Annotated in this window: 15 protein-coding genes and 1 riboswitch; of the genes, 11 read left to right on the top strand and 4 right to left on the bottom strand. The window is 58.4% G+C overall.

Annotation, left to right across the window (positions count from 1 at the left end; all coding sequences use genetic code 11):
- Window positions 1-17 precede the first annotated feature (17 nt).
- From IFT53_RS01380 to IFT53_RS01340, 9 genes are all read left to right on the top strand, one after another.
- A complete protein-coding gene (locus IFT53_RS01380) occupies window positions 18-572 on the top strand; it encodes a GNAT family N-acetyltransferase (protein WP_192063614.1) in 555 nt (184 codons plus the stop codon).
- Window positions 573-774: 202 nt separating this feature from the next.
- The gene (locus tag IFT53_RS01375) at window positions 775-1,377 is read left to right on the top strand and encodes a superoxide dismutase (RefSeq protein WP_192063615.1); all 603 of its coding nucleotides are present in this window, start codon (window positions 775-777) and stop codon (window positions 1,375-1,377) included.
- Window positions 1,378-1,473: 96 nt separating this feature from the next.
- Entirely contained in the window at window positions 1,474-2,319 is an 846-nt protein-coding gene (locus IFT53_RS01370) for a metallophosphoesterase (RefSeq protein ID WP_192063616.1), read from the top strand.
- A 139-nt stretch (window positions 2,320-2,458) separates the two neighbouring features.
- The gene (locus IFT53_RS01365) at window positions 2,459-3,094 is read left to right on the top strand and encodes a LysE family translocator (protein ID WP_192063617.1); all 636 of its coding nucleotides are present in this window, start codon (window positions 2,459-2,461) and stop codon (window positions 3,092-3,094) included.
- Between the two features lie 161 nt (window positions 3,095-3,255).
- Window positions 3,256-3,687 carry a c-type cytochrome gene (locus IFT53_RS01360; protein WP_192063866.1) on the top strand — a complete coding sequence of 144 codons (432 nt, stop codon included), beginning with the start codon at window positions 3,256-3,258 and terminating at the stop codon, window positions 3,685-3,687.
- A 69-nt stretch (window positions 3,688-3,756) separates the two neighbouring features.
- Window positions 3,757-4,674 carry a cytochrome c gene (locus IFT53_RS01355; RefSeq protein WP_192063618.1) on the top strand — a complete coding sequence of 306 codons (918 nt, stop codon included), beginning with the start codon at window positions 3,757-3,759 and terminating at the stop codon, window positions 4,672-4,674.
- A 29-nt stretch (window positions 4,675-4,703) separates the two neighbouring features.
- Window positions 4,704-4,959, top strand: a riboswitch (cobalamin riboswitch).
- Window positions 4,960-5,110: 151 nt separating this feature from the next.
- Window positions 5,111-5,293, top strand: coding sequence for a CbtB domain-containing protein (locus IFT53_RS01350; RefSeq protein ID WP_042618264.1), 183 nt, complete (start codon window positions 5,111-5,113; stop codon window positions 5,291-5,293).
- A 13-nt stretch (window positions 5,294-5,306) separates the two neighbouring features.
- Entirely contained in the window at window positions 5,307-6,020 is a 714-nt protein-coding gene (locus tag IFT53_RS01345; RefSeq protein WP_192063619.1) for a CbtA family protein, read from the top strand.
- A 1-nt stretch (window position 6,021) separates the two neighbouring features.
- On the top strand, window positions 6,022-6,336 hold the full coding sequence (locus IFT53_RS01340; RefSeq protein WP_192063620.1) for a hypothetical protein: 315 nt from the start codon (window positions 6,022-6,024) through the stop codon (window positions 6,334-6,336).
- On the opposite strand, the gene IFT53_RS01335 is transcribed toward IFT53_RS01340, so the two are convergent.
- The 4 genes from IFT53_RS01335 to IFT53_RS01320 all read right to left on the bottom strand — a co-directional run bounded on the left by IFT53_RS01335 (window position 6,333) and on the right by IFT53_RS01320 (window position 10,414).
- A complete protein-coding gene (locus IFT53_RS01335; RefSeq protein ID WP_192063621.1) occupies window positions 6,333-6,899 on the bottom strand; it encodes a type 1 glutamine amidotransferase family protein in 567 nt (188 codons plus the stop codon). The genes IFT53_RS01340 and IFT53_RS01335 overlap by 4 nt on opposite strands.
- 176 nt (window positions 6,900-7,075) lie before the next feature.
- Window positions 7,076-8,980, bottom strand: coding sequence for a methyl-accepting chemotaxis protein (locus tag IFT53_RS01330; protein ID WP_192063867.1), 1,905 nt, complete (start codon window positions 8,978-8,980; stop codon window positions 7,076-7,078).
- 327 nt (window positions 8,981-9,307) lie between these two features.
- Window positions 9,308-9,796, bottom strand: coding sequence for a GNAT family N-acetyltransferase (locus tag IFT53_RS01325; RefSeq protein ID WP_042618268.1), 489 nt, complete (start codon window positions 9,794-9,796; stop codon window positions 9,308-9,310).
- Window positions 9,797-10,000: 204 nt separating this feature from the next.
- Complete coding sequence (locus IFT53_RS01320; protein WP_192063868.1) at window positions 10,001-10,414, bottom strand: MerR family transcriptional regulator; 414 nt, start codon at window positions 10,412-10,414, stop codon at window positions 10,001-10,003.
- 129 nt (window positions 10,415-10,543) lie between these two features.
- On the opposite strand from IFT53_RS01320, the gene dmeR reads away from it, so the two are divergent.
- Together dmeR and dmeF are read left to right on the top strand one after the other, a co-directional pair.
- Window positions 10,544-10,816, top strand: a complete 273-nt coding sequence (dmeR, locus tag IFT53_RS01315; RefSeq protein WP_192063622.1) for a Ni(II)/Co(II)-sensing transcriptional repressor DmeR — start codon at window positions 10,544-10,546, stop codon at window positions 10,814-10,816.
- 10 nt (window positions 10,817-10,826) lie between these two features.
- Window positions 10,827-11,846 carry a CDF family Co(II)/Ni(II) efflux transporter DmeF gene (dmeF, locus tag IFT53_RS01310; RefSeq protein WP_192063623.1) on the top strand — a complete coding sequence of 340 codons (1,020 nt, stop codon included), beginning with the start codon at window positions 10,827-10,829 and terminating at the stop codon, window positions 11,844-11,846.
- Window positions 11,847-11,870 lie beyond the last annotated feature (24 nt).

The following is an 11,870-nucleotide window of genomic DNA, read 5'->3' as shown; positions in this document are numbered from 1 at the left end:
GATTTTCAGGACCTGTCATGCCATCGCAGCTTAAACCTACCGTCACCATCCGCCCCGGCGAAGAGGGTGATCTTGCCACTATCACCGAGATTTACCGCCACGCAGTGCTGCACGGCACTGCCAGTTTCGAAATCGAACCTCCATCATTGGAGACGATGCGCGAGCGCCGACAGGCTTTGGTCGCCGGTGGCTTTCCCTATCTGGTGGCGGAAGTGGAGGGCGCGGTTGCGGGCTATGCCTATGCGGGCCTGCACCGGGCTCGCCCCGCCTATGGCGCGACGGTTGAGGATTCCATCTATGTCGATCCGGAGCGCAAGGGCCTCGGCATTGGCAAGGCGCTGCTTTTGGCTCTGATCGAAGATGCGACAGCCCGTGGCTTCCGCCAGATGGTTGCCGTGGTCGGAGATTCGGACAATGCCGCCTCCATCGGCGTTCACCGCGCCGCCGGGTTCGATATGGTCGGCACGCTGAAATCAGTCGGCTGGAAACACGGTCGCTGGCTGGACATCGTGCTCATGCAGCGCCCGTTGGGCGAGGCTGACACGACCCCGCGTTTCAAGCCAGCAGCGTGAGGCGCAGGTCCGCCGAACGGATTTTCCTCAAACGGTACGCAAGGTCCGGCACGGGGGGTGTGAAGCCATGGCGATGAGAGGAATTTTCTCCGTTACCGGAACATTTTGATAATTCGCAGGTTGCCTCTCGGGGCGTCCGCTCCTATGGTCCGCGCACCAGGTTTCTAGGAGCGGTCACGCCGCTGCAACAAGGAGTAACACCATGGCCTTCGAACTTCCCGCACTGCCTTACGATTACGATGCGCTTTCGCCTTACATGTCTCGCGAAACACTTGAGCTGCACCACGACAAGCACCACAAGGCTTATGTGGACAACGGCAACAAGCTCGCAGTTGAAGCCGGTCTCGCAGATCTTTCGCTGGAAGAAGTGGTCAAGAAGTCCTTCGGCACACATGCTGGCCTGTTCAACAACGCTGCCCAGCATTACAACCACGTCCACTTCTGGAAGTGGATGAAGAAGGACGGCGGCGGCAACAAGCTGCCGGGCAAGCTGGAACAGGCAATCACGTCTGATCTCGGCGGCTACGACAAGTTCAAGGCAGATTTCATTGCCGCTGGCACCACGCAGTTCGGCTCCGGCTGGGCATGGCTGTCTGTCAAGAACGGCAAGCTTGAAATTTCCAAGACACCAAACGGCGAAAACCCGCTGGTTCACGGCGCAGAGCCTATCCTCGGCGTCGACGTGTGGGAACACTCCTACTATGTCGATTACAAGAACCTGCGTCCGAAGTACCTCGAAGCTTTCGTCGATAATCTCATCAACTGGGATTACGTTCTGGAGCGCTTCGAAGCTGCTTCCAAGTAAGTCTTGAGACACACCTAAAGACAAACACCCGGCCTTGCGCCGGGTGTTTTCGTTTTGTCATATGGGTGTCATTGCCCCGGCCTATGCGGGGGCATCATGACAGACAAAACCGCACCGCTCTTCTCCTTTGGCATCGTCGCCGATCCGCAATATGCCGATATCCCGCCGCGCCCGGAAATGGGCCGCTATTATGCCGAGAGCCCGGCCAAGCTGGCGCAGGCCATCGAGGTCTTTAACGCCCATGATCTCGCCTTCGTCGTCACGCTTGGCGATATCATCGATCGCGGCTGGGAGAATTTCGACGCCATCCTCGCGCCCTATGGCAAGCTCAGACACCGCTCAGTTTTGTTACCGGGCAATCACGACTTCGCGGTCGCGCCTGACTATCTCGCGCAGGTGCATGAGCGGCTGGGAATGCCGTCTCCATGGTATGATTTCGTGGTTGGCTCCGTCCGGTTCGTGGTGCTGGACGGCAGCGATGTCAGCACCTTCGCCCCACCGCTAGGCGATGCCCGCCGCGATCTCGCAGCGCAAAGGCTGGAGGGCTTGAGACAGGCCGGTGCCATCAACGCGCATGACTGGAACGGCTCGTTCAGCGACACGCAATTGGCATGGCTGGCACAAACGCTCGATGCTGCGGATGCTGCCGGTGAAACCGCAATCCTGTTTTGCCACTATCCGCTCTACCCGCAAAACGCCCATAATATGTGGGATGCGCCTGCCATTCTGGCGCTGCTTGAAGCGCACCCCAGCGCAAAAGCATGGTTCTGCGGCCACAACCACGTCGGCAATTATGCCAGCCTCGGCCACACGCATTTCCTGAATTTCAAGGGCATGGTGGATACGCCTGACGAAAACACATTTGCCATCGCCGATGTCTACTGGGATCGCATCGATATCAGGGGTTTTGGCCGCGAAGAGAGCCGCACGCTGACCTTCTGAAGAGGGTGCGAAAACCCATCGTCAGCGAGATGATTTCACCACACATATTCATTTGATATTATCAGGCAAAGCGGCTGATATCCGCGTCATATCGCTCATCCATTTTTTGACGAATGCCGTATTTTCAGGAATATTCGATATGTCTTATTCAGAAAGCCTTTGGCTCTACTTCTCGCTTCTGTTCGGCATCATCATCTTGCCCGGCATCGATATGCTGCTGGTTCTGGCAAGCTCTATGACGGGCGGTCGCAAGGCGGGACTTGCCGCCACATCGGGCATCATGGCGGGAGGCGTGGTGCATTCGCTTTATGGCGCTGTTGGCGTCGGGCTTCTGGCCAGCCTTATGCCGGTTCTGTTCACGCCGCTGATGATTTTTGGTGCGGCCTATATGATCTGGGTCGGCATCGGCCTCATGCGCAGCTCCATCGTGGTGGAGGGGGATGAGGTGAGCGCCAGCGCCTCTGCCCGCCGCGCATTCCGCCGTGGCATCGTTACATGCCTCTCCAACCCCAAGGCCTATCTTTTCATGATGGCGGTCTACCCGCAATTTTTGAAGCCGATGTACGGTCCCGTCTGGATACAGGGCATCATCATGGGGCTGATGACGGCGGGCACGCAGCTTGCCGTCTATGGCACCCTGGCGCTGACGGCAGGCAAAAGCCGGGATTTACTGGTGTCTTCGCCGCATATCACTATTTTCATCGGTCGCGCTGCGGGCTTGCTGCTGGTTGTGGTCGCTGGTTTCACCCTGTGGGAAGCCCTTGCTTCCGGGTGATATGCGCCTGATAATGCTTCAAAAAAATCACTGCAATGTGACTTCTTTTTGCCATGTGGAACAGGCATCTTCGCCTTTGTGCGTCGCGCTGTTTTGCCGCAGGGATTACGTGATGACACGCAAGCATTCACCCGCCGGTGCGCGGACCCAGGAGAGACATGATGAAGCTTAGAACGATTGCCGCATCCATTATGATAGGCTGTCTTTGCGCCGGTGCGGTTTCCGCAGCCGGCGAGGTTGAAAAGCGCGAAGGCTTGATGAAGGGTATCGGCGGTGCCATGGGAGCGCTGGGTGCCATCGCCAAGGGCGAAAAGCCCTATGATGCGGAAACAGTCAAAACCGCTGTCACCACCATCAGCGCCAATGCCAAGGCTTTCCCGGATCAGTTCCCCGCAGGTTCTGAAGGTGGCTCTGCTTCCCCTGCCATCTGGCAGAACTTCGCAGACTTCAAAGCGAAGTCCGATAAGCTGAGCTCGGATGCAGACATGGTTCTGGCACAGTTGCCAGCAGATCAGGCCAGCGTCGGCGCCGCCTTGAAGACGCTGGGTGCCGATTGCAGCAGCTGCCATCAGGCTTACCGCGTCAAGAAGTAATCAGCCCATCGGTCCGCCGGTCTTCGGCGGGCCTTTTTCATGATATCCATTTAAGAAGCGGAAACGGCGATGGCGTCCATTTGGGCAAAGCTGGCGGGCGGTGCTGTTGTTGCCGGGGCCGTCGGGTTCGGAATTTTCATGGGCGTCACCGCGCCTGAGCGCCAGGCACCCAGCCATTGGGCCAACCTTGGCGAACCCAATCTTACCAATGGCGAGACATTGTTCTGGGCAGGCGGCTGCGCAAGCTGTCACGCCGCCCCGGATGCGACGGGCGATGCGCTGAAGACGCTTGCCGGTGGGCAGGCGCTGCCAAGCCCGTTCGGCACGTTCCACATGCCCAATATTTCGCCGGATCCGCAGCACGGCATCGGCGCATGGTCGCTCGCACAGTTTGGCGATGCCATGACGCGGGGCGTGGGCAAGGATGGCGAGCACCTCTATCCGTCCTTTCCCTATAATTCCCATGCGCGGATGACCCCGCAGGATATCAACGACCTCTTCGCCTATCTGAAAACCTTGCCCGCCAGCACCAATGATGCGCCCGGCCACGATCTGCCATTTCCCTTCAACATCCGGCTTGTTCTTGGCGGCTGGAAGTTCCTGTATTTCGATAAGGGCGAACCGCGCGTCGAGATTGCCAATGCGAATGCGCAGGTCGTTCGCGGCCAATATCTGGTGGAAGGCCCCGGCCATTGCGGCGAGTGCCATACCCCGCGAGATGCGCTGGGCGGCTTCATGAAGGGCCAGTGGCTTGCCGGTGGACCGAACCCGGAAGGCGAGGGGCGCATTCCCGATATTCGCCCGGAATCGCAGACCATCGGCTCATGGAGTGAAGCGGATATCGCCAATTATCTGGAAACCGGCTTCACGCCGGACTTCGATAGTGCCGGTGGATCCATGGTCAAAGTCCAGCAGAATATGGCCCGTCTTCCTGCCGAAGACCGCCAGGCCATTGCGGCCTATCTCAAGGCACTTCCTTCTCCCTGAGAAGCCATTGACTCCTCAACCCGTCCGCAGGATAACGGTTGTGTGATGGTCTTTCCGGTTCGCCCGGAAAGTGAAAAGGGAACACGATAGGAGCCTCAAGCTTTGATTCGTGGCTGCCCCCGCAACTGTGAGCGGAGAGCCTGAAAACGTATTGCCACTGGTCTGGCCCATCGGCACGAAATTCTCCGGGATTTCGTAAAGCACGATGCGAAACAAAGGACCGGGAAGGTGTTTTCAAGGTTGTGACCCGCAAGCCAGGATACCTGCCATCACGGAAGTGTCGTCAATGCCGGCGGGGTGTCCGGAACAGCACGGTTTTCAGGTCGGGATATTCCCGCCTTCAAGACCCTGTGTCTCTTTTCCCCGTGGTGAATGTTGAATGCGGTCGTGGGTCTTTTGATCAGAATGACGCCCACCCGCACGTGAAAGGGTCACCATGTCTATCCACCAGAATACGGCGGCAAGCGCCGTCTCGTCCTCAACCTCAAGACTTGCGCAATCGCTGACAGCAGCCTTGCTCGGCCTGTTTATCGTGGGCTTTGTCGGCTTCTCGCAGGTAGAAGCCGTGCACAATGCCGCGCATGATACGCGCCACGCCAACGCCTTCCCTTGCCATTGAGGGGAGGAAGATCATGCCATTTTTCCGTAATATCGTTTTCACCGCCGTTCTGGTGGGCTTGATTGCCGGTTTGGCCGTCAGCGCCATGCAGGCCATCGGCACCACGCCGCTCATCCTTCAGGCCGAAACCTTCGAAAGCCGCGGCGCAGAGGTTGCGCATGCGCACACCCATGAGGCGGGCGCACCCGCAGATCATCACCACGATCCAGAAGCGTGGGCGCCCGCCGATGGCTTCGAGCGCAATGCGTACACCATCGCCGCCAATGTGCTGACTGCCATCGGCTATGCGCTGGTGCTCACGGCTCTGATTTCCTTGCGCAATTCCGCAGGCGGCTGGCGGGAAGGGCTGCTCTGGGGCCTTGCCGGTTTTGCCGCCGTCATGCTGGCCCCGGCCATCGGCCTGCCGCCGGAACTGCCCGGCAGCCCCGCCGCAGAGCTTGGTGCGCGTCAGATGTGGTGGGTGGCAACCGTTGCTGCCACGGCGGGCGGTCTGGCGCTACTTGCCTTCAAACGGGCGGAAGCATGGGCGGTCATTCTGGCTCTGGTGTTGATGGCCGCTCCCCACATCATCGGCGCGCCCTTGCCGCCAGCGGGTGAACACGCGCTGGCACCTCTGCCGCTGGAGCGCCGTTTCGTCGTTCTGGCAACCGTGACCAGCTTCGTGTTCTGGATCATCTTGGGAACCTTGAGCGGCCATCTTCTCAAACGTGTCGACGTTGCGAGATAATATGGAAACCGCAAGTGAATGGAGCGACGGGCTCGATGCCTTGCGTTTTTCCGTTCCCGGCCATGGCGCGCCCTGCGCCATGCACCGGCTGGCCTTCAAGGCTTTGCTGGGCAAAGAGCCGCAAAAGGCCGCGTGTCTTCAGTTCTTTGCTGAGAACCGGGAGGCCTTTCTCAAGGCCGCCTCAGCCAAGATCAGCAGCCTGAAACTTCCCGCCGATCGCAGCCTGCACATCAACAGCAGAGACGTCAGGCGCGCGATGACAGAAAATCCGATTGAGGGGACTGCGCGTGCGTGTCGTGTGCTTGACCGCCGTTAGAGATGCTCCGCCGCAAACCCGGCCATCTCGGCCTCCGCCTCCGGCCCCCAGAGATCGAGCGCTTTCAATATTTCGCTCGCGAAACTCACAGGTGCGGTTCCAGGTGCCGTGATGATGCCTTGGTCGCTGACGGCCTGGGGCTGCTCGCGGTAGTGTTCGGCACCCTCATAGGTGATGTAGGTGGAGTGTGATGCCACGGAATTTCCGGTGTGTGCCACGTGGTTCAACACGCCCGTTCCGGCCAGCGCACTCGCTGCTGCGCAAATGCCAGCCACCAAACGGTGCTGCGCGCGAAAGCGGTGGACGAGATCGGTAAAATCCGGTGCCATTTTCCGTTCCCAGATCAAGCCGCCGGGAATGACCAGCGCGTGAACAGTCTCCGGGTCCAGTGCGTCATAAGTCGTATCCGGGACGATCTTCAGCCCACCCATGGAGGTGAGGGGCGCACCATCGGGGGATGCGGTGAAGATATCGACGCCCAAATAACCGCGCGCCATTGCCGTCAGAATAGCGGGCTCCCAATCAGCAAATTCCTCGGTCAGTGCCAAGGCAATACGGGGCATAGTCATCTCCTGCAATCATCGATGTTTGCTATGCTATCGGAAAAGCTTTTGAGCAAAAAGGCTGAAACTGGCAGGGGGGTGGCCGCGAGACCTCTTGAGGGAAATGGCTTAAGCTTTGCGCAACAAAAAACGCGGCATCAGATGCCGCGCTTTCTTTAGATTCAATGTTGTCCTGTTCAGGCTGCTGCGCGGTAGCGCTGGCCTGACTGACCGTTGCTTTCCAACCGGAAACGCTCAAGCTGGGCATGCAACTGGCGCGCTTCGTCGGCCAGAATCTGGCTGGCGGCGGTGGTTTCTTCCACCATTGCGGCGTTCTGCTGCGTCATCTGGTCCATATGGTTGACCGAGCTGTTGATCTCTCCGAGCGCCATGGATTGCTCCGCAGCGGCCCGTGCAATGGTCGTGACATGGTCATCGACGCGGTTGACGAGTTCTTCGATCTCTTTCAGCGCTTCTCCGGTCGACAGAACCAGCGATACCCCACCCTTGACTTCATCTGCCGAGGTGGTGATGAGGCCCTTGATTTCGCGGGCAGCATTTGCCGAGCGTTGGGCCAGTTCGCGAACTTCCTGTGCAACCACAGCAAAGCCACGACCCGCTTCACCGGCACGCGCAGCTTCAACACCGGCGTTCAGGGCAAGTAGGTTGGTCTGGAAGGCGATCTCGTCGATGACAGAGATGATCTGACCGATTTTCTGCGAGGATTGTTCGATCCGGCCCATTGCATCGATTGCGTTGCGAACGATGTTGCCGGATTTGCCAGCGCTGCTCTTGGTGTCGCGCACCATCTGCGTCGCTTCATTGGCACGCGCAGTCGATGTCTTGACGGTGGTTGTGATTTCTTCCAGGGCTGCTGCGGTTTCTTCGAGGGCTGCGGCCTGCTGTTCGGTGCGTCGTGCCAGCTGGTTGGCCGAAGAGGACAATTCGCCGGAATTGTCGGTGATGGTGCCCGCAGCATGGCGGATGGTCTGCATCGTGGCGCGCAAGGTTGCCAGCGTCTGGTTGACGTTGGTTTGCAGTTCAGCAAAGGCACCCTGATAGCTGCCATTCATTTCCTGCGTCAGGTCGGCTTCAGATAGGGCAGCAATAACGCGGCGAACTTCTGTAACACCCAGATCGACATTGATGACCAGTTCATTGACGCTTTCTGCGAAGGTCTGCAGGTCCGCGTCTTCATACGTCTTGGCAATACGCTTGGAGAAGTCGCCAGCCGCAGCCGCAGCTACGATGCCGCTGATCGAGGACTGCAAGTCTTTGCTCTGTGCGGTGAGGGCGGCTTCCTGAGCTTCCATCTCACGCATCTGCATTTCGTTGGCTCTGAACACTTCAAGCGCACGGGCCATTTCACCAATTTCGTCCTGACGGTCCACACCACCGATCGGATCGTGCAGATCGCCCTTTGCAAGACGGCTCATCCGCTCGGTGAGCAGGCGCACGGGACGCGAGATGCCGCGCCCGCCAACAAACAGTCCGGCCATCACGCCGCCGATAATCGAGATCACGGCGGTCGTTACCAGAACGATCATCGTTACGCTGGAAACGGAAAGCGCATTCGCACGCGATGCTTTCAGCTCTTCGCCGGAATAGGTGCTGTAAATCTTCACAGCGGCGGTCACGGCCTTCTGGCCTTCAAGGCTGTCAGCAAGACCCGCCTTGAGCGCATCGGTCGTAATGGATGGGGTGGCAGTCAATTTCACCAGCGCCCGGATTTTATCAAAATAGGCATTGAGCGCTGTGCCGATATCGGCAAGCTGCTTCTTTTCGGTTGCATCCGCAGCCGTCGCGATTTTGGGAAGGCGCTCCAGCATTTCCTTGGCGCGCTTTTCGGTTTCCGCTGCAAAGTCTGCGGATTTCTCGGGCGCCAGAACCAGCTGGTAGGTCATGCGGCTGATTGCGATAATGTCTACACGCAGGTCCATTGCCTCGCGTGCAGCTTCTTCCTTCGTGCCGGTATCCTTCAAGGCAGTGCCAAGCGACATGAGGCCTTGAGTTCCAGCGATGGTGATTGCAAAGGCCGCAAGCCCCATGAGTGCAACCACCAGGCTAACTTTCTTCAAAATCGAAATATTGCTGATATTCATATTGGATACCGGTTGGTTGAACTCTCCATCCTGGAAAGCGGCAACTGCCAACTGCGGCTTCATCCCACAGACATCTCAATTAGTTACGCCTAAAACCTTTCAATACTATTGAAATTATGGGGATAGACTGTTTCTGCAGAACAGGATTAAAGCCGAATTAATGCCCCGTCCTGATTTTTTGGGCGCAGAGCCGCGCCGGATAGGATGCTTATCCTGTTCCGGCTGCTGCAAGGTCCTCGGAAGCTCCCCGGAATATCCATTGTAAAATGCACGGCAGCCCTTGGGGAAGGCGGGCGGGCAATTGCCACGCCACAACGCTTCAGCGTCTCAAGCCAAGGCCTGCATGAAGCGCATGCCAGTGACGGGGCGCGGTATGAAATCCATGTTTTCATAGAATTTATGTGCCGCGAAATTGCCGGTTGCGGCACCCACGGACATGAAGTCGCAGCCGCAACGCTTGGCGACATCGCTGGCGCGCGCCACCAGATGCTGACCTGTGCCATGGCCACGATGACCATCACGCACAAAAAGATGGTGCAGTTCCATGCCGCGACGACCCTCCTGGGCGCGGTAGAGTGGCATGAGAATGGCGTAACCGATCAAAGCATCGTCCGCCTCGGCCACCAACGCCGTGATCCACGGCACGTTGCCGAAGAGATCACGCTCCAGTTTTTCCGGCGTAATTCCAGCCGCATCGCCATGGTGAGCGGCCAGAAGCTCAATCATCTCGTTGAGTTCAGGCAGATCATCCTTGCGCGCAGCACGAATGGTCACAACAGGCGGTCTCGGCAGGGTCAGAAGGCTGTCTTCGGTCATTCTCGTGTCCTTCGGGTTCTGGTTTTCGCCGTCAGGACGTTTGAAAACAACAAAGCCGCCTGACGGCGGCTTGTTGACAAAATGATCTGTCGAGCCGCCCTTAAAGGAAGGCCCAAAAATACGTGCAGGAAATGAGTGCGCGTGCGTTGATCATGGGACATTCAATGCGCTGGAAACGGGATTGAGTCAAGTGGTCTGCATTTCTCAATGCTCATGCTCGCACAATTCGTGGTTTGAGAGCGCCCGGATGACGTAGCAGTCCTCGATGGAATGGCCGTCGCAGTGGGAGACGATGCGTTTCAGCTCGTGCTCCAGCTTTTTAAGCTTGGCGATCTTTTCGCGCACCGTGGCCAGATGGTCGGCAGCGATGCGGTCTGCGCCGTCGCAGGGCATTTCTCGGTGCTGGCTGAGCGCAATCAACTCGCGGATGGCGTCGATATTAAGGCCGAGATCGCGGGCGTGCCGCACGAAGGCGAGGCGCTCCAGATCTGACTTTTCATAGCGCCGCTGGTTGCCTTCGGACCGTTCGGCCGCGCGCAGCAGACCCATCTGCTCATAATAGCGGATGGTCGTGACCTTGACGCCTGTGGTTCTGGATAGATCCCCGATGGAATACATGATCGCCTCATATCTATAGCTTCTGTAGATATAGGTGTAAGGCTTGCCCATGGCAAGGTGATCCAGAACGCTTGCGCCCTGACCACATCCAATATACCATACCCCCCTATACTATATTGAGAGGCCAGCATGTCACATTCCATCGAGAACAAGGACAAGCTTCTGGCGCGCATCCGCCGTTTGAAGGGGCAGATGGAAGCGGTGGAGCGGGCGCTGGAGGGTGGCAAGCCCTGCGGGGAGGTGCTGCAATTGCTGGCATCCGTGCGCGGCGCGCTCTCCGGCCTCACGGGTGAGGTGATGCAGGATCATCTGCATGAGCATGTGCTGCATGCCGAAAACGACGAAGAGCGTGCCCGTGCCACGGAAGAACTGGCACAGGTTCTGAAAACCTACATTCGATAAGAGGTGCGCCATGACTGCAGCGACAGATCATCCCCATTCACATCCCCACCCTCATGATCACGGCACGCATGGCCACGTGTTTCTGGGAGAGAACCACGAGCGCAATGAGCGACGCGTCTGGGCGGTCATCGCCCTGACCACCATCATGATGGTCGCCGAAATTACTGCCGGAAGCTGGTTCGGCTCCATGGCGCTGACGGCCGATGGCTGGCACATGGCCACCCATGCCGGTGCAATGCTGATTTCGGCGCTGGCCTATCTCTATGCGCGCCGCCAGATCAGCAATGCCCGCTTCACCTTCGGTACCGGCAAATTCGGTGATCTCGCCGGTTTTGCCAGTGCAGTGGTGCTGGGCGTTGCGGCTGTCATGATTGCCTGGGAAAGCCTGTTGCGGTTCTTCTCGCCGGTGGAGATCGATTTCAATCAGGCCATTGCTGTCGCGGCCATCGGTCTCGTCGTCAACATCGTCAGCGCATGGCTTTTGAAGGACGACCACCATCATCACCACGACCATGACCACGGTCACTCCCATGGTAGCCACGCCCACCACGGCGATCATGCTCATCATGGAAGTCACGCCAATCATGGAAGTCATGCCGGCAAGGACAACAATCTGCGTGCAGCCTATCTGCACGTGCTGGCGGATGCGCTGACATCGGTTCTGGCCATCGTCGCTCTTCTGCTCGGCAAATGGAATGGCTGGACGTTTCTGGATCCGGCCATGGGCATCGTCGGCGGGCTGGTCATTGCACGCTGGTCCTGGGGGCTTTTGCGCTCCACCGGTTCTGTGTTGGTGGATGCAGTGCCGCAGGCGCATGGCTTGTCCAGCCAGATTCGCAGCAAGCTGGAAACTGCTGGCGACAGGATTACCGACTTGCATGTGTGGCAGGTAGGGCCGGGGCATCATGCGGCCATTGTGGTCGTCCAAACGGCATCTTCGCATGCGCCGTCATTTTACCGGCAGAAGCTGCAGTCGATCAAGGAATTGTCGCATATCACGGTTGAAATCAACGCCGCCAATCATGGCTGACGGTAGCATGGGCAGATTATCTGG

Source organism: Rhizobium sp. CFBP 13644, from assembly GCF_014842165.1.
In the GTDB taxonomy this organism is placed as follows: Bacteria; Pseudomonadota; Alphaproteobacteria; order Rhizobiales; family Rhizobiaceae; genus Agrobacterium; species Agrobacterium tumefaciens_C.
Note: the sequence above shows the minus strand (reverse complement) of the source record. Positions and strands in the feature narration are given on the sequence as shown.